General features: G+C 35.3%; 17 protein-coding genes. 3 read left to right on the forward strand and 14 right to left on the reverse strand.

The features are described 5' to 3' along the window. Positions 1-86 precede the first annotated feature (86 nt). Together ACZ1GR_RS12075 and ACZ1GR_RS12080 are read left to right on the forward strand one after the other, a co-directional pair. Positions 87-2,525: a hybrid sensor histidine kinase/response regulator gene (locus ACZ1GR_RS12075; protein WP_472609216.1), complete on the forward strand. Its 2,439-nt coding sequence runs from the start codon at positions 87-89 to the stop codon at positions 2,523-2,525. 191 nt (positions 2,526-2,716) lie between these two features. After that, complete coding sequence (locus ACZ1GR_RS12080) at positions 2,717-3,805, forward strand: formylglycine-generating enzyme family protein (protein ID WP_472609217.1); 1,089 nt, start codon at positions 2,717-2,719, stop codon at positions 3,803-3,805. Positions 3,806-3,828: 23 nt separating this feature from the next. On the opposite strand, the gene ACZ1GR_RS12085 is transcribed toward ACZ1GR_RS12080, so the two are convergent. The 14 genes from ACZ1GR_RS12085 to ACZ1GR_RS12150 all read right to left on the reverse strand — a co-directional run bounded on the left by ACZ1GR_RS12085 (position 3,829) and on the right by ACZ1GR_RS12150 (position 16,426). After that, positions 3,829-4,311: an aldose epimerase family protein gene (locus ACZ1GR_RS12085; protein WP_472611816.1), complete on the reverse strand. Its 483-nt coding sequence runs from the start codon at positions 4,309-4,311 to the stop codon at positions 3,829-3,831. Next, positions 4,284-4,850 carry an aldose epimerase family protein gene (locus ACZ1GR_RS12090; RefSeq protein WP_472609218.1) on the reverse strand — a complete coding sequence of 189 codons (567 nt, stop codon included), beginning with the start codon at positions 4,848-4,850 and terminating at the stop codon, positions 4,284-4,286. The genes ACZ1GR_RS12085 and ACZ1GR_RS12090 overlap by 28 nt, the downstream gene beginning before the upstream one ends. 85 nt (positions 4,851-4,935) lie before the next feature. Next, on the reverse strand, positions 4,936-6,111 hold the full coding sequence (locus ACZ1GR_RS12095; RefSeq protein WP_472609219.1) for a glycoside hydrolase family 5 protein: 1,176 nt from the start codon (positions 6,109-6,111) through the stop codon (positions 4,936-4,938). Positions 6,112-6,271: 160 nt separating this feature from the next. After that, a complete protein-coding gene (locus ACZ1GR_RS12100; protein WP_472609220.1) occupies positions 6,272-6,946 on the reverse strand; it encodes a ZIP family metal transporter in 675 nt (224 codons plus the stop codon). Between the two features lie 275 nt (positions 6,947-7,221). After that, positions 7,222-7,611 (reverse strand): nuclear transport factor 2 family protein, encoded by a 390-nt coding sequence (locus ACZ1GR_RS12105; protein ID WP_472609221.1) that lies wholly within the window; start codon positions 7,609-7,611, stop codon positions 7,222-7,224. Positions 7,612-7,719: 108 nt separating this feature from the next. Continuing rightward, positions 7,720-8,832: a DUF2911 domain-containing protein gene (locus tag ACZ1GR_RS12110; RefSeq protein ID WP_472609222.1), complete on the reverse strand. Its 1,113-nt coding sequence runs from the start codon at positions 8,830-8,832 to the stop codon at positions 7,720-7,722. A gap of 12 nt (positions 8,833-8,844) precedes the next feature. Beyond that, entirely contained in the window at positions 8,845-9,318 is a 474-nt protein-coding gene (locus ACZ1GR_RS12115; protein ID WP_472609223.1) for a YybH family protein, read from the reverse strand. Positions 9,319-9,408: 90 nt separating this feature from the next. Beyond that, complete coding sequence (locus tag ACZ1GR_RS12120) at positions 9,409-10,488, reverse strand: zinc-dependent alcohol dehydrogenase (protein ID WP_472609224.1); 1,080 nt, start codon at positions 10,486-10,488, stop codon at positions 9,409-9,411. An 87-nt stretch (positions 10,489-10,575) separates the two neighbouring features. Then, positions 10,576-11,361, reverse strand: a complete 786-nt coding sequence (locus ACZ1GR_RS12125; protein ID WP_472609225.1) for a hypothetical protein — start codon at positions 11,359-11,361, stop codon at positions 10,576-10,578. A gap of 80 nt (positions 11,362-11,441) precedes the next feature. Next, on the reverse strand, positions 11,442-12,107 hold the full coding sequence (locus ACZ1GR_RS12130) for a peroxiredoxin family protein (RefSeq protein ID WP_472609226.1): 666 nt from the start codon (positions 12,105-12,107) through the stop codon (positions 11,442-11,444). 178 nt (positions 12,108-12,285) lie between these two features. After that, a complete protein-coding gene (locus ACZ1GR_RS12135; RefSeq protein ID WP_472609227.1) occupies positions 12,286-12,861 on the reverse strand; it encodes a Crp/Fnr family transcriptional regulator in 576 nt (191 codons plus the stop codon). Between the two features lie 375 nt (positions 12,862-13,236). Beyond that, positions 13,237-14,226 carry a hypothetical protein gene (locus ACZ1GR_RS12140; protein ID WP_472609228.1) on the reverse strand — a complete coding sequence of 330 codons (990 nt, stop codon included), beginning with the start codon at positions 14,224-14,226 and terminating at the stop codon, positions 13,237-13,239. Positions 14,227-14,249: 23 nt separating this feature from the next. Next, positions 14,250-15,569, reverse strand: coding sequence for a hypothetical protein (locus ACZ1GR_RS12145; RefSeq protein WP_472609229.1), 1,320 nt, complete (start codon positions 15,567-15,569; stop codon positions 14,250-14,252). Further along, positions 15,566-16,426 (reverse strand): hypothetical protein, encoded by an 861-nt coding sequence (locus ACZ1GR_RS12150; protein ID WP_472609230.1) that lies wholly within the window; start codon positions 16,424-16,426, stop codon positions 15,566-15,568. Before ACZ1GR_RS12150 ends, ACZ1GR_RS12145 begins: the two co-directional genes overlap by 4 nt. A 247-nt stretch (positions 16,427-16,673) precedes the next feature. Here ACZ1GR_RS12150 and ACZ1GR_RS12155 point away from each other — a divergent pair, with 247 nt between their 5' ends. Continuing rightward, a complete protein-coding gene (locus tag ACZ1GR_RS12155; protein ID WP_472609231.1) occupies positions 16,674-17,765 on the forward strand; it encodes a Fic family protein in 1,092 nt (363 codons plus the stop codon). Positions 17,766-17,943 lie beyond the last annotated feature (178 nt).

The following is a 17,943-nucleotide window of genomic DNA, read 5'->3' on the forward strand; positions in this document are numbered from 1 at the left end:
ATGATTTTATTTATTTACACTGTAATTTTAGAATCAGTAAATATTTTGTTTTTACAATAATATTGAGAAGGTGCTATTTCCCAAAGATGGCATTTTTTAAAACCTACTTTATGCATACCTTGACCAAATTGCCTAACATAGTAATTGGCAACTATATTTTTGCCCTTACATTATTGTCGACGCTTAACATAGAAGCGCAAAGTTTTGAAAGAAATAATATATCGCAACCAATTTCCATACGTTCTAGTGCTTCTATTTTTGATGCAGGTGAAACAACATATGATTTTAAAACTATACAAAAGAAAGCGCCAACTTTACCTTTCATTCCTTTAACCGAACTCAAAGAAAATATTGGTTTTACAGATCATCATTACTGGATAAAGTTCAATCTTGAAAATTCATCATCAAAAGTAAAAAGCTATTATTTAGAAACAGGAAGGCCTATTACAGATATAGCTAATTTATACCTTATCGATGGTGAAGAAAAAGTAAGTAGGCAGTTTAGTGGTGATAAAATTGCTTTTAGTAAAAAAACTGTTTTACATAGAAAATCAATTTTCGAAATCACCTTAAATGGAAACGAAAAAGTGGAGGGCTATCTTCATTTAAAAAGTGATGGAGAAGTACTTATGCTACCCTTAAAGCTTCATGAAAAAGATGCTTTTTTATACCTAACCTATAAAGAACAGGTCTTCTATGGTTTTTTCTACGGTATTCTAATTTTAGCTTTTATCATCTATTTGTTTTTCTTTTTTGCCCTAAGGGATAAAGCCTTTATTTATTATGCTTTTTATGTGTTTTTTATTGCGGCATTACAATTTTCCCTAGATGGTTTTTTTCATCAATATATCATGCCAAAAGGTGGTTGGTTATCCGATAGAGGGGTTTTAATGACCGCTTTGCTATCGATGCTTTTCTTTAATAAATACGGTAAACAATTTCTTGATATAGGGCATCATAACAAATTTTTAAACTTAATCGGTAATGGTTTGAATATTGCCCTGATATTCACGATGTGTTTGTTCATATTGCCAGGTACGTTGACTACAATTTATCCTTTGGCCAATGTCTTGGGTATAGCTGTCATACTGCAAATGATTACTTGTATAGTGTTCTTAAAATCAAAGAAACAAAAGGTGGATAATTGGTTTATAGCTGGTATTTCATTTTTATTGATTGGTTTCATCGTCTTCATTTTAAATAATTTTAATCTAATTGAGAATTCGTTTATATCTGATAATGGTGCAAAATTTGGAATAGGGTTAGAGATTATTTTTCTATCGATTTCTATGAGCAATAGAATCAGAAACTTAAGAAGAGACAATGAAAAAAATCAATTGTTGGCCCTTCAGCGTTCAGAAGATATGAATCAAATAAAGTCTTCTTTACTCTCTAATATAAGCCATGAACTTAGAACACCTTTAAACTTGATTATGGGGGTTACATCTTCATTGAAGCAAGATGAAGTGGGTAATGCCTTAGACGAAAAGTATAAGCTTATTTTGAATTCGTCTGAAAATTTACTTGGTTACATTGATGATATTTTGGATTTTACTGTTATTGAAAAAGGGACCCAGGTACTCAAAGAGGAAAAGTTCAATGTAGACTTGCTTTTGAAAAGAATAGTAAAAATCAACAAGAAAAAAGCAACGGCAAAAGAGTTGGATTTCAATTTTCAAATTCCCGACAATTTCCCGACAGAAATTATTGGAGACAGGTTGAAAATTGCCCAGATAATGAATAATTTAATAGATAATGCCATTAAGTTTACGACCTCTGGCCAAATTGATTTTAAGGTGCGATTCAGGCAAAAGAAAGGAACTACCATGGCTCTGGAATTTTTGGTTTCGGATACGGGAATCGGTATTCCTGAGGAGAAAATGAGTACTATTTACGAGTCTTTTACTAAAAAATCTTTTGGTGACACCAGAGCGTATAGCGGTCTGGGCTTAGGCCTATACGTCGTGAAAAATTATGTCGATTTACATAACGGTAATATCACTATTGAAAATAATAAGCCCGGCCATGGCGCAGTTTGTAAAGTCTCTTTAGATGTCAAAGCTGTTAGTCCATCCATTTCTAAGAAATCTGAAATTATTTCAGAATGCCAAAATCTGAACAATGCAAATATTTTATTGGTCGAAGACAATAAAATGAATCAAACGGTAATTAAAATGCTCGTAAGAAAATGGAAGAATACATCACTTACAATAGCTAATAATGGTAAAGAGGCCATTGAGCTTTTGAATAAAGGTACTTTCGATTTAATTTTATTGGACTTACAAATGCCAATTATGGATGGATTTGAGACGGCCGAAAAAATAAGAACAGGTAAGGTTCAATGTTCTAAAAATATCCCTATTGTAGTTGTTACGGCCGATTGTACCAGTGAATCAAAAGAAAGAATAACTGAATTTAATGTCAATGATTTTTTGACCAAGCCTATAAAATCAGAAGAACTTTATAAAAAAATAAAGAGAAATTTGCTTTTACATTCTACACGGCAAATGCCAATAAGTGCATAAAGGGCATATTAGAGAATGCATTTGAAATTGCTGAATTTGGACTATTTTTCTTTTTTTATGGAATATTATTCTACCCAGTTTTGAGTTCATTAAACAGTTAGATTTTATTACAATTTTGAATAAAATCGATTTTGCGGATAGAATAGAACTGATATTTTTTAGGCTGTTATTTGAATAATTAAATCAATTTTATGACATATAGATTTCTATTATTACTTACTAGTTTATTTCTTTTTAGTGCATGTAACAATATTCAAAAGAAAAGCGGAAAGGAGACAAAAGATGAGGCAGTTTATAAAGTAAAAATACTTCCACCCGAAAATATAAAACCTCCATTGGGCATGGTTTGGGTGCCTGGAGGAAGTTTCGTTCAAGGTGCGGTTGATCAGGATAAGTTTGCCATGAATCACGAGAAACCAAAGCATAAGGTAATCGTTGATGGGTTTTTTATGGATATCACTGAAGTGACCAACCGTCAGTTTGAGGAGTTTGTTGAAGCTACTGGTTATACGACTATTGCTGAAAGAGGAATTGATTGGGATGAGATGAAAGATCAAGTACCGGCCGGCACGCCCAAGCCAGCTGACTCTATCTTGCAACCGGGTTCTTTGACTTTTTTGAAAACGGATAATCCTGTGCAAAATCTAGGAGATTTCACCCAATGGTGGCGCTGGACTATTGGGGCAGATTGGAAGCATCCGCAAGGACCGGACAGCTCTATTGAGGGATATGAAAATCATCCTGTGGTTCATATCGCCTATGAAGATGCCTTGGCTTATTGTAAGTGGGCAGGTAGAAGATTGCCTACTGAAGCTGAATGGGAATTGGCGGCAAGAGCCGGAGCTGCCGATAAAATCTATTACTGGGGTAATTCATCTGCCGAATTGGTCTCTAAAGCCAATACGTGGACGGGAACTTTTCCTTATAACAATACAAATGAAGACAATTATACCCGTACGGCCCCAGTAGGTTCGTACCCTGCAAATGCAAATGGTTTATATGATATGGCCGGTAATGTGTGGGAATGGACCAACGATTGGTATAATACCGGGTATTATAGAGAATTAGCGGTAAGCGCTATTCCCATAGTCAATCCTCAAGGAGCACTTTCTGCGCATAACCCCAATAACCCATATGCAAAAGAGAAAGTGATAAAGGGAGGTTCTTTTTTATGTAATGCGTCTTATTGCTCTAGTTATCGTATTTCGGCAAGAATGGCTGCCACACTAGATTCTTCTGCCGAGCATATCGGTTTTCGTACAGTTTGGGACGGTAAATAGTCTCTTTGCTTTCTCTCAAATTTTCATTCGGGATTTCCATGCTCAATTCTAAAACGATATTCAGTAATTGATGTCCATGTCTCTTCTGGCTTGAGTATAGTATTTGGAAAATCAGGTTGATTTGGCGAATCAGGGAAAAACTGGGTTTCCAAACAAAGAGCCCCATGCTTTATATAAGGTTTGCCACTTTCTCCAGAATCGGTGCCGTCAAGAAAATTACTCGTGTAAAGTTGAACTCCCGGCATATCGGTATATAGTTCCATGGTTCTTCCACTAGAAGGTTCATGAACCTTTGCAGCAAAACAAAGATTCTTGTCTTTTGGAGATTTGTTTATTGCATAGGTATGGTCATAACCATTGGTTGTACTCAATTGCGAATGCGGGCTTAGAATGTCCCTACCAATTTTTTTAGGCTTTCGAAAGTCGAGCGGGGTAGCATTTACTTTTTCTAAATGCCCTATTGGAATGCCATCTGCCCTTATAGGTAAAAAAGTATCAGCGTTAATATATGGTCATGGTCATAAATTGTTCCGCAACCTTCTCCCTTTAAATTAAAAAATGAATGGTGCGTAAGATTAACTGGTGTTGCACTATCTGTGTGGGCTTTGTATTCTATTCGTAAGACATTGTTATCCGTTAGGGTATACTTTACGGTAATACTTAAGTTTCCGGGATAACCTTCTTCTCCATGATTGGAGATTCCTGAAAAGGTAATCGTATTTTCTTTTAGTTCAAGAACATCCCAATATCTGCTTGCAAAACCTTTTTTTCCACCATGAAGGTGATTGGGGGTATTATTTTTAGTAAGCTTTATTATCTTATCGTCCATCTTGAATTGGGCCTCAGCGATTCGATTGCAATACCTGCCTACGAAAGCTCCGTAATAGTTAGGTTCTTTTTTTAAATAGTCTTTTGGGTCTTTATATCCCAAAACAACATTATCTATTTTTCCATTTTTATCGGGAAGGTTGAGAGCCATTAGACGTTGCCCATAATCAGTTAAAGTGGCACTAAGGCCATTTTGGTTTTTAAGTTCAAGAATCATGAAGTGCGATGTTAGCTAAGTACAAAAATTGTTTTTGGGTACGGGAAGTTTTACTAATATTTCACTATGCTAAAAGCAACTCGTCTCAATCGTAAGCATTTACAATCTCATCAGCTATTTCGCCAAATGGCCAGGTTAGTGTTCGTCTGTCAAATATACCTAGTCCATCGTTTGATACGCTGGTATTGCCATTGTCCCACCATATACTAGCGAAACCTCTTTCGGCTGCAGCTTGCGCATAAAAGGTGGCATGTGCAAGACGATCATTTAGATTATTCTGGTTTCCCGAACTCCATTCGCCTAAAACTACCGCTTTTCCATTATCTATAAACTTTGCTTTGATTCGGTCCATTTCTGCTGTAAGTTGGGCCTTGTCGTCATCTGTACCCCAGGTCTGGTCAGTGCCTTCAAGGGTAAACGGAAAGGGAAAATATGAATGAAGTGATACAATTGTATTTGGATCGTCATTCGGAATCTGTAAAGCGTTCATTGTTAATGGTAAAGTACTTGCCGCATAGGTCGAGATCATAATTTGTCTCAAATTATTATTGCCCCCCGTCGCTCGAATAGCATCTAAACTTACTTGGTGATACTGATTTACGGCTTCTCTACCTTCAGCTGTGCCACCGCTCCATTCTTCAGGTGTGCCTTCATGTCTTGGTTCATTTAAGGTTTCAAAGATTACATAATCGCTGTAATTTTTGAATCTATTCGCGATTTGGGTCCATAACTTGGTGAGCCTATCGCTTACTTCATTTGTCATAGCGGCCGTGGGTATTATCCATGGATCATCGTGGTGTACATTGATAATAACATACATATTATTGGCCCTGCCGTAATTCACTACTTCTTCAACTCGGTCTAACCAATCTTCTTCTACTATATAATTAGGGGCTGAACCTTGATGAAAACGCCATGTGACCGGAACTCTTAAGGTATTAAAACCTCTATCTGACACTGCCTTGATCATTGCTTGAGTGGTTACCGGGTTTCCCCAGAAAGTCTCGTCAGGACCTTCTGCATCTAAACTATTCCCGAGATTCCAACCTATTTTCATTTCAGAAACTATCTCTGAAGGTGAAAGATTTCTTATCATCCCATTATCAAATTCACCTGCTGAACCATTACCCGTATCAGGATTTTCACCTACCGGTTCTTCAGTATTCGAATCGTCTTCTGGTATAATTGTAATACTACCGGAATCTGAGTTACAAGAAAATATAAGGGCGATTAAAAAATAAAATGCGAATAGATGTTTCATTTAAAGCAGTTTCTTTCAAAGTTAATAATAAGAACCACTCAACAAATATTCTGAATGATGTAATAGTCATTAGAAATGTAGCATACGCTTTCTCTTTAGTAGATAATAATGATATTATTCATGAAATGATTAACCAATGTTTGCAAATGAACCCTTCTTTTTAAATGAAATGAGCTATAGAAATACCTAAACATATCATTGCCAACTTTGATAAATTAAATTTATGGCCTTCGCCGGTTTCAAATAAAATAGTAGTGGCAATATGTAAAAAGATGCCAATCACTATTGCATTAACAATGTTTATATGTTGGGGTGCTAAAAGTATATTATTAGAAACGAAGGTGCCTAACGGGGTCATCAATGCAAAGACTACTAAGAAGCCAATAATTTGAGTTTTGTTATAGCTGGATTGAAATAAAAATGTGGTTATCAATGCAGCAATCGGAATTTTATGAATCAATACACCATAGACCATATCATTGTGTTCATGAATAGGAAAGCCTTCTAAAAAACTATGAATACAGAGACTTATAAATAAAACCCATGGAAACCTTTTGTCTTTCTCATGTGTGTTGTCGTGACCATGCTCTGCACCTTTTGAGAAAAACTCCAAAACAATTTGTAATAAAACACCACACATGATAAAAAGTCCGGTTTGTCTAGGCTCTAAATGATGATATATCTCTGGTAATAGATCAAAAACAGTTAATGCCAACAAAAAAGCACCGCTGAAAGATAATAGGAGTTTGGTACCTATTGATTTTTGATTTTTGGTTACAAAGGCAATGGTGACTCCAATAACAATGGCAATTACAGGAAGTAGATACTTATTCATAGCGATATTTTCAAGAATTTCAATTAAATGTTTAGACGCTTATTTGGTCAATATTGATATTACAAAGTTGCGTTAAATGTGAAGGGATTAATATGACCTGTGCTAAGAAAAAAGCTTGACCTCCATCAAAAAGAAAACTTGATGTACATCAAGTTTTATATCACAAGAATAATCGGTGGTGTAAAGCCGCGCTGTACCCATAAAAGATAGGTTCAAAAACAGGTGTAAATGAACCTACCTTTTTTAAGATTAAAGCTTTTTTTAGAAGCATTCTATTACTTAGAATCTTGTCTAGTGTGGAATATTTTACTAACTATTTTCCATTCACCTTCTATCTTTAATACGTGCATAAAATCGATATAAGTGAAAGTGGGAAATTGAATCTCTAACTGAGCGCTTGCAGCATCTCCCGCAATACTTATGGAAACAACTCTTGTTTTTATCTTTTCTTTGTACGGAGTTCCATCCATGCCTTCAGTTAATCCTTCAATAGCATTGACTTCAGTGTATTTTTCACCAATCCACTTCATTGTTGAGGTAGGGTGAAAGGCTTTTGTTAAGGTTTCGGCATCATTGTTTACCAATCCTGTTAGATAGTAATTCAATGTTGTCTCAATGCGCTGCACATCTGTTTGTTGTGCATTTACTTTTGTTGTATTTGTCATAGTAATTATTATTAATGTTAATAGAATTCTTTTCATGTCTGTTTTAATTTTTATTGTTACTTGATTTTTATTAAAGTTAGCCTCTGATTTAAAGCGAAAGACCACATACTATTTTGAATTAAAATCTTCTTTCTTTTGCAATCGTTCCTTGTACTGTTTAAATCTGGGTTTAAAATGTTCTGGCGTATCGTCACCTGTTTTTTCCAAAGCTTTTAGGGCATTTTTAAAATCTTTTTTAGCTGAATACACCCTAGCCAAACCATAATGGCTGGGGAAAGCGCCTTTGTTGTATTTGACATTGGCTTTCATGATTTCAAGGGCTTTATCCAATTGCCCATCTGTAATTAAACCTATGCCCAATCTGTACAATTCATCGGGGCTCCCCAAAGGCAATGATTTTTGTAATATTTCATTTGCTTCGGTAGTGTTGCCTTGTTTTTCTAATATTTGAGATTTCAAGGAAAGATTGCTAAAGGTTTCTTTACTAAAAAAGTTCCCCTCTATAGATGCATTCACCCATTCCAAAGCTTGCTCTAATTGACCAATACTGAAGGCATAGTTTGCGGCAGCATCCCAAGTAGATTGTTGAAATCCTTTCGGATTCCTCAAATCATTCCGAATACCCTTCATTACAATTTCATTAACCGCAACATCAATGGTAAAGGGAATCTCTTTGGTGCCCCAATTCAAAGAAGCCGTGGCGCTTGTTGGTTTAACCGTATCAAAACTATAGGTCAATAATTCGGTTGAAGTGCTTTTATCTTGCGAAGTAACGTTAAAACGGAGCACATCTTCTTTTTCATCATAAAAGTAAGATCCCCAAGACGTTGTGTTGGAAGACAAGATTATAGTGACTTCACCATTTTTCTCAGGTGCCATGAATAAGGCATATTTACCAGCAGGAACTTTGTTACCTTGAATACTAACTTCATGCGTGAAACTAATCGTGGTATTATAATCTGAGCCCGCCCTCCAAGGTGCAGCTTTAGAAGTTCCAAAACCTAAATAGTTAAATCCGTAAGGCACTAAACCGCCCCAGATTTTTCTGCCTTTCACAAAAGGCCGGTTGTAATGAATAGTAATATCGGTAATACCAACACGCTGACTGACCTCCGCTTCAGGGCTTTTAGCTGGTGTGGTGATTTGAGCTCCTAAGTTTGACATGGTAAAAAGTGTTAAAAAAATGGTTAGTGTTAGAAAGGGCATTATCTGCTTTTTCATGCTGAAAAATTATTAATTGATTGATGTTAGGGTAGGGTCAGCATTCCAAATGTCTACAGCCATTTTCCATTCGCCTTGTTCGTTCTTCCTCCAAATAGAAACGACTTTTTGAAATTGATTTACCGTGACGCCATTTTCATCGTCAAAATTCACTAACATTTTGTCTATGGTGTAACCTAAATCTCCGCTCATAGATACTAGTGCTTGTTGAGGTTCCCAAGTGACTTTAAAACCGGGTAGTGATTGAAATTCTTGTAACACGCTTCTAATCTTTTCATGGCCTTCTAAAAGGGGTTGGCCCGGGGCCATCATGATACCACCTTCACCGATGAAACTAAAATATTCATCCGTAGAAAATGATTGTGACCATTTGCGACTGGTTTCCATTAAATTGGCTTCTTCCTGTTCTCTGTCTGCCGTTGTTTGTTCATTGGCACAGGAGGCCAATAAAATCCCTGTATAAACAACTAAAAATAATCTTCTCATATTCGTAATGCGTTTTATATTATGGAGTTGAATGATGTGTCAAAAAAGATTTTCTAGAAACCTTTTTCGACACATCAACTTTAAAAGATGTTATGGACGTAAAGCCACTTTAAGCGTTCCCGATGAACGGTCACGCATCAAATCATATCCTTTCTCCGCCTCTGATAACGGTAAGATGTCGGTAAAGATCTTACTTGGGTCAATAACCCCTCTTTCCACTATAGGAAGTAATTTTTTCATGTACGCGGCTACGTTTACAACACCTGTATGAATCGTTATGTTTCTAAACAAAGCCGATGAATAAGGTTGCTCTACTGTCTCATAAAGGTGACCAAAACCTAGTACACTTATCGAGGCTCCGGCCTGGGTCATTTCCATACCTTGGGCAATTGCTGTTTTATTACCAACAGAATCGATAATTGAATTTGCGCCTCTTCCTTCCGTCAGTGATTTCACAAAGGCAACAGGATCTTCATTTTTAGAATTTACAACATGTGTTGCTCCAATAGTTTTCGCCAATTCCAATCGGCTATCGTGACGTCCAACGAGAATAATGGTAGAAGGGCCAAATAATGTTGCGGCCATTACTGCGCTAAGGCCTACAGCACCATCACCTATTACTACTACCGTTTCTCCTGTTTTGATATTTGCATTTAATGCACCATGGTAACCTGTTGCGAAGTTATCTCCTAGAGGAAGAACTTTGGTATCATGCTCATCGCCGGTTAAGCCTTCTGGAAGTTTAAACAGGGAGGAATTTCCATAAGGGACACGTATGAATTCTGCCTGTCCACCTTGGATGTCATCGCCACCATGTTGAGCGAAAAGCGGAGTTCCAAAAAGTCCACCATGGTCACATGCGCTAGGTAAATCACGTTTACAATAGTAGCAATCTCCGTCAACAAACATAGCGGAAGCTATGACCCGATCTCCAACTTTTAAGGTATGAACGTCTTTGCCTACTTGGTCAATGATACCAACAAATTCATGCCCTATTCGCATGCCTTCAAACAAGCCCATTTCAGGTCCGTTTTGAGTGAACTCCAAATCGGCTCCACAAACACCTGCAAGGGTAATGCGTACAATGACATCATCATCTTTTACCAATTGAGGTTTTGGAATATCTACGACCTCGATTTTTGCTCTTTCTTTATATACTACTGCTTTCATAATTAATTATTTACTTTGTTTTTAATTTAATTTAGTTTTAAAATTTTCTGTTTATTGAGATTTTTAATATGGTTAAATAAGCGTGTGCTAACTTTGAATGTTCTCCAAATTGTAACCATTATTGAACTTCACATTCTTGGTGTACTGCTCTGTCCATGGTCCTTCTAACTTATTACCATCCCAGTCCGCTGGGGCGTATTTGCGATAGGTAGATAAATAGATGCCATCTACTTTCTCGTACTTCACTTTCATTATACTTGGCTCCGTAACACCGAATCCCGTTGCGTTGTATAGAAATTGATCTACCAAATATGTTTCTGGATTGATGTACAAGATGTACTTATCCTTACTTGACTCCCCGATATTATCACCAAAGGTCATCTCAACGATCTTGTAGGTCACACCGTCTACTTCTCTTGAGGGTAACATTTTATGATTTACACCTGGATCAGCCAATTTGAACATCATGGTGAACCAGTAATAGTTTGTTTTTCTAAGAATATGACCAATGAAGGCCGGTTGTTGCTCGGTAATCGTTTTTCCGTCTATTTTAGAGATTGAACTTGTACCGTTAAAGAACTGTGTGTATGTTTCGCCAGGCATCTGAGGTATGGCGTAAACCTGTCTTTTGGTATAATCTGCATAAGAAACCTCACCATTAAAGATGTATCGTTCTTTAGAAATGTCTTCAATGTTGTTGTCTTTAACTTTGAAGATATAGTCAAAGGATACATCCTTTAATTTGCGCAAGGTTTTTTTGCCACCATTGGCTTCTACCACTTTGACAATTAGTTCTTTTGCTTCCTGTGCTTGCACAGAAATGGTAAATGTGATGAGTACGAAGGGTAAGATTTTAAAAATTACTTTTTTCATGATAACTTGATTACTGTGTTTTACTTTGTTTTACTGTTGTTGTGATTAAAAAAATTGAATTTAATTGGTGATGGGATTGTTTATTTTCTATTTAAAGCACTGATGATATCAATAGGTTCGACACGATTTCTATAATCTCCACCTTCTGTTTTTGCGAAGGAAATCGTTGCATCTTGTTCAATAATAAATGTGGCGGGAACCGGAATTTCACTTTTCTCATCGCAGTTGTAACAATCATAGTCGTATCCCAATTCGGTCATTTCATGTAGTGATCCTTCGGGATTTTTATGAATTGTGGTAAACTCTTTGGAAACTATATTTCCATTATCGCTCAAGATTTCAAACTCCAGCCCATTTTTTTTCTTTGTCTCTAAAGAGGCATCCGGTGTTTGTGGGGAGATAGCAAGTACTGTGGCCCCTGCTTTCTCTATTTCAGGAAGCACCGCCTGATACTGGCTTAAAATTAAATTACAGTAAGGGCACCAAGTACCTCTGAAAAAGGTAAGCACTACTCTTTTTGCTTCTAAAACCTTATAGAGGTTGACATATTCATGGTCTGTATTGACAAGCTTAAAATTTGGTGCCTTATCCCCGACCTTGAGTTTTAACACAGCTGTATATTCCTTACCGATTCTTTCCGCATCTGAATTAAAGACCTCGAACGCATTTGCTGAAAGCGTATGCGATAGTTTTTCCTTTAATTCTTTTGAACCTTCTTTATAGGAAGGAATTGCTTGTGAATTCATGACTGCTAATTTTATATGAAATGAGGATGAAGGTTTAAATCACCTATGTTCTCATTATCTATTTTTTTGTAATTATTAGACATGACAAAGTTGCGTCATATGTGAAGAGAGGAATATGACGTGTGTTAAGAAAAGCGCTTGATGCGCATCAAGACCTAATCTTGATGTATATCAAGATTTATGATTTCGAACGAATTCTACTTATTGATTCTGGGGAAATTCCCAAATAAGACGCCAAGACATACTGTGGTACCCTATTGGCGATTTGGGGGTATTTGTTGACATAGTCCCAATAGCGTTCCTCTGAAGTCTTACTAATATTGGTAATTACCCGCTGATTTGAAAAGGAAAGTGCTTTTTCTATATAAAGCCTAAAGTATTGGCATAAAGCATGTATTCTTTCGCAAATTGCTTCTACATCGTCATACTTCATTTGTATAATTATAGAGTCCTCAAGGGCTTCTGCATAGTATTCTGCTGGAGTTCTGTTAAGGTAACTGGTAAAATCTGTAAAGAACCAATCTTCAACACCTATACTTACCGTATGTTCTTTTCCGGCGTCATCTAAATAAAAAACCCTCACTGCACCTTCCACAATATAATTCCGATATTCAGATACGAACCCGGGTTGGATGATAAATTGCCTTTTCTTTACCCTAGTGATTTTCAATATCGAAGTAAACTCGGCTATTTCACTCTCTGACAATTTAACATATCTGGCGATGTGATCTAATATTCCTTGGTATTTGCTCATCGGTTTACGTTTCTTTTTTAAAACGAAATCTGTATTACTTAGCGACTTTATAAATATACATAGACCTTTCGATTTTACCACTGGCCCTTAGTTAAGTTTAGCCTTTGTTTTTATCAATAGAAATTTTTTTGGTAGGCCTTTTCTATAAGTTCCGGTTTCACTGCAGATAAAAAAAATGCGTAACTCGTACTAAGAAGTATGGAAGAGCTAATTAATTTCGAGTATAAAAAAAGCTCCCAATTTCTTGAGAGCTTCTGCGGTCTGGACGGGACTCGAACTTTTCTTCGAAAAGCCCTGTATCAAAGGCCTGCCAAGGGCTCGTTTTTTAGACGCACCGCGAGGCTCACCTTTTAACATAAATTTAACTTTTGCATTTTATCCATCGTTAAATCCAAGTAAACTAATTCTATCTTCGTCAGAATTGAACTCAAACATTTGCATGTGATGTTCTTTTCGTCCAGTTTTTTCAGTATAGATATTTCTTTTCATTTCAGAGGTGTCTAGTTCAATTGTTAATGCGCGTACATCTAGACTATAGCATTCAGAGTACGATTTATGTTTGGAGCTTGGGAATGAGTCTTTGAATTCAATATTATATTTAGGTTCAAAATATTTAATCAAAGCAGCTTCTGTAAAATTTATTTTCTGTTTTTCAGTAAAAGACAAGCCTTTATTTTCAAACATATGGTCAATTTTTTTCTCTTCAATTTTAGCATCTTCAACATTTCTATTGATAATATCTGAACCAGCCACCATTAACATACTCTTTTGAGTAAATCGTGTCAACAAAATCCAAATATCAGAATCGGGATATTGAGTTGAGGAATGGGTATAAATCTTTTGTACTGTTTCATGAGCCGAGAGCCTCTCCAATGCAGTTCGTTTCCCGTTTTTTCCATAAGCTTGTCCAATATATAGCACCTCATAGTCTAATGCGGGGGTATTAATATTATCCTGTACCTGATTACTATCCAAAAGTATACTAGGTCTTGCGCCCATCAAAACCCCATTCTTATCCGAAATAGTGAAGAAATTATAAGGATATTTCGAATAAAACTTAAGTTCTGATTGTGCTTTTTTGAACTCAAACCTCATACTCGTTACCCCATAGGATTCTTGACCGTGGACGATAAAATCTAACCGAGCTTTATTTCCGTCTAGCTTGACTGATTTTGGTTCAACAGTTACTTTGGGTCGTCTAAGAACAAAGTAAATATGACAAGGATTATTTTTATTAAAAACTCCATTGCTATTTGCATATCTTTCCAAATCAGCACCCAGCACAAACTGAAAACGACTTAAATACATAAGTAGAAAACTCTCAACTCCAAAACGATAATTATTTTGCTCGAAAATGTCTTTCATAGTTTTATTAATTGATAACGAACTTATATCGAATTTTTTAGGTCGCTTTTTAGACCTAACTTAGAAAGAATTAGGCTTTTCGATATTTTTCTAACGCAGCTAATCTGAGATTTCAAATCCTTTTCTTTAATTGATGCCACACTCCCATGAGTTAGCTTATCACGTGTTTTCTTTAACCTATTAAACGTATACCCATAGTTTGACGGATTGATGTTGTTTAATCTTAATGTTTCTTCCAACGGACTTTTTAATGGTTTAACAGTAATGTTATTAATTAACCCTTGCCATTTATCTCTCAATAAATCTTTATCCTTTTTATTAATTAATGCTTCTGAAATTGATTCAAATGCCAGATTAAATTTCTGCTCCTTTTGGTTATTAAATTCAAATTTTTCTATTGCAGGTTTAATATTGAATATTTCAATAATATTAAATAACAATAGGAAAGAAGCACTAAGGTTTACTTCTCTAGAATGTAGATAATTATCTATTGCCTTATTTAACTTTTCTTCGTTTTTTATGTATTCCTTAAACCATGAAGTTTTAAGTATTCTTTGGATGTTATGATTCTCTTTTAGTAACCTGAAAACGGTAAAAAAGTTCGAAACAAATATCTGAGTTTTAGGTAGTGTATTTCTATAAATAAAAATCTGCTTATCATTTCTGTAAATAAGCTTTTGGATACTTATTCTTATTCCAAAACAAAAAGATAAAAAACTGCAAACTATTTCATTTCGTTTTTTTGCTTCTTCAAAGCTGATATTTTCATATTTATATTTGAGTATTGGAAGTTTCTTAATAGTTAATTCTTTACTGCCTCTTTTTTCATTGCTTATAAATTTCAATTCTGGTCTGAAAGACATTGCATCTATCTCATAGAATTCTTCCATACCCTGCATTCGCAATATGGAGAATTCATTAATTTCCTTTAGATTATTGAAGAAAGAATAAAATAAATTCACAATCTTCAATCCATTATCATCCAAAAATGTCTCTCCTTCATTTATCAACTCTTTATAAGTATTTGCAACTATTAAAGCAATATTACTAACATAAATTGTGAAATATTTGTTTTGAGAATCGGTTTGAAAAGAAGTTACTCGATATATTTTAGTATTATCAAAAAACAAAGCAACTTCGGTTTCTATTACCTCAAATTTCTCTTCAAAACTATCCATGCCATTCAGAGAAATCATAAAGTTTCGGTCAATCTGAGAATTTTCATCATTGTCAATGATTTGAAAGTACATCTCTTTATCTGAAATGAACAAGTGTGCATGAAGTGCTTTATGAGTAACTTCTCGGTCTTTAAACTTTAGAGTTGTACAGTAGTATTCTTTCATTTCTCCTGTATTTCTTGTTTTAACATAAATGAAGTGAATTCCTCCATACAATAATTAGTAATTGAATGGAGACTCCATTTGAACTTTTCCTTTTCAATTAGTTCAAGTAAAAGAATTTCTCCTAGGTCCTCCGTGTATTTGAAAAGGCTAATTGTCAATTCTCTTATATATTCCTTCATATCATAGTCTGCTTTATTACAATGCAGAATATCTGGTAAAATAGTATCATTACCGTACAAACCTGTTTTATGTATTCTAAAAAGCACGTCTTCCCCATTCTGGGTTATTATAATTTCTTTACCCTTATGAATTATAGCATCGCGAATATTTCTAACTTCCTCCAAATATGGTTCAATGTCGAGCAAAAACAATCTTATCCTCAGAGGAAGTTTTTCTTTGTTATTTGATTTTTTTGAAAATCTAATCAGGTTATTTAAAGAATCCTTTTCGGGATACGCTTTTAGTTGATTATCAGACAGGCATATTTTAATTATATGAAAAAGAAAATCATATAAGCTTCTAATATTTGTGAAATAATTTTCTAAGAGTAAGCCAATATACATTCTAGTTTTATGCTTACTTATTTCATTATTTTCAATTGTTTCCTTCAGTAAACAGTAGTTTATTGAAATATTATGCAAGTCACTTACAAATCCATAAATTGAAGCTTTGATTCTACCAAATTCTCTGGATTTCCATGAATCCATTTTAGTAATCAAGTCATCCTGCGGTGAATAGTGTTTAAAAATCCAGCTATGTGTTGATGATAATAGGATAGAGGAAAATAATTCTTCTCCAACATACCATTTTTCTCCATAGGTTAATACAGTACCTTTTATTACAAGTCTTTCTTTCAAGATTAATTTAATATTTATTAATAAAGGGGCTCAAACTTTTAAATATCAAGAAGTTCTCATTAATTATTTCGGGATTTAATAAAAATAATAATATCGGTATTTTCAAGCCAATGTAAGAAGTAGTTTACATTTTTAATAATCAAATAGCCTCTATTTAATATATTTAAAGTAGAACTGAGCCAAACATTCCATCTATTCAACTCATATTTTTATTACTTTTGAGCCGAATAAGGTTTCTAATCGGCTCATGAGATACAATTGGCAACAAAAAGACTGGCCTAATTTTCAATACAAAACCGATGCTATTGAAGATTTACTCTATGATTTTGCACAGAGAACTGGGCGTATCAGTGGGGTGTTAGAAGGGCTTTCAGAAACCGAGCAAACCGAGGCCATGATTAATCTTATGGTCTCTGAGGCTATTAAGACTTCAGAAATCGAAGGGGAATATATAAGTCGAAATGATGTAATGTCTTCTATTCGAAGAAACTTGGGGCTTAATCCAGAATTGCCATTGACCAAAGACAAACGGGCGGAGGGAGTGGCTGAATTGATGCTTGCGGTCCGTAATAATTTTAAAAAACCGCTGACAAGCAAAATGCTTTTTAATTGGCATACCATGTTGATGAAAGGCAACACCCAAATTCAAATAGGCCAATGGCGCACGCATGAAGAACCAATGCAAATCGTTTCTGGTGGGATGGGTAGAGAGGTGGTTCATTTTGAAGCCCCCCCGTCAAGTAAAGTGCCTTCAGAAATGAATGGGTTTATTAAATTGTTCAATGAATCTCAAGGCGACATTAAGAAACCTATTTTGAGGGCTGCAATTGCTCATCTCTATTTTGAAACTATTCACCCTTTTGAAGATGGCAATGGTAGAATAGGTAGAGCTGTGGCTGAGAAAGCACTTTCACAAAGTATTGGTCGCCCCGTTTTGTTCAGTCTTTCCAAATCTATTGAAGGAAACAAAAATTCGTATTACGATGCCTTGCAAAAGGCACAATGCTCCAATGAAATCACGAATTGGATAAACTACTTTGTCCAAACAGTTTTAGACGCCCAAATAGATGCGGAGCAAGAAATTGAATTTACCCTAAAGAAAACGAAGTTCTTTGACCAACATAAAAATGAACTTAACGAAAGACAACAAAAAGTGGTTCGTAGAATGTTGGATGAAGGTCACCAAGGTTTTGAAGGGGGAATGAACGCTCGAAAATATGTTTCCATTGCTAGCACCTCAAAAGCCACCGCTACAAGAGATTTACAAGACCTAGTGGCAAAAGGTATTTTCAAACCTATGGGTGGGGGGCGAAGTACTCGATATGAGATCAATATCTAAACTTGAGCAAAGAAAGTGGGCAAAATTGAAAATCAATCTTACTATGATAGACAAGTGTCCTATACAAATTGGACATTTATTTTAAGTGAAAGTTTAAAAATTGATTACAACTTTACTACTTCGGTCTAAGGGCATAAGTTAATACGGTAATCGTAAGAACAAAATGTAAGCTACACCA

It is taken from the genome of Croceitalea sp. W27 (assembly GCF_055693185.1).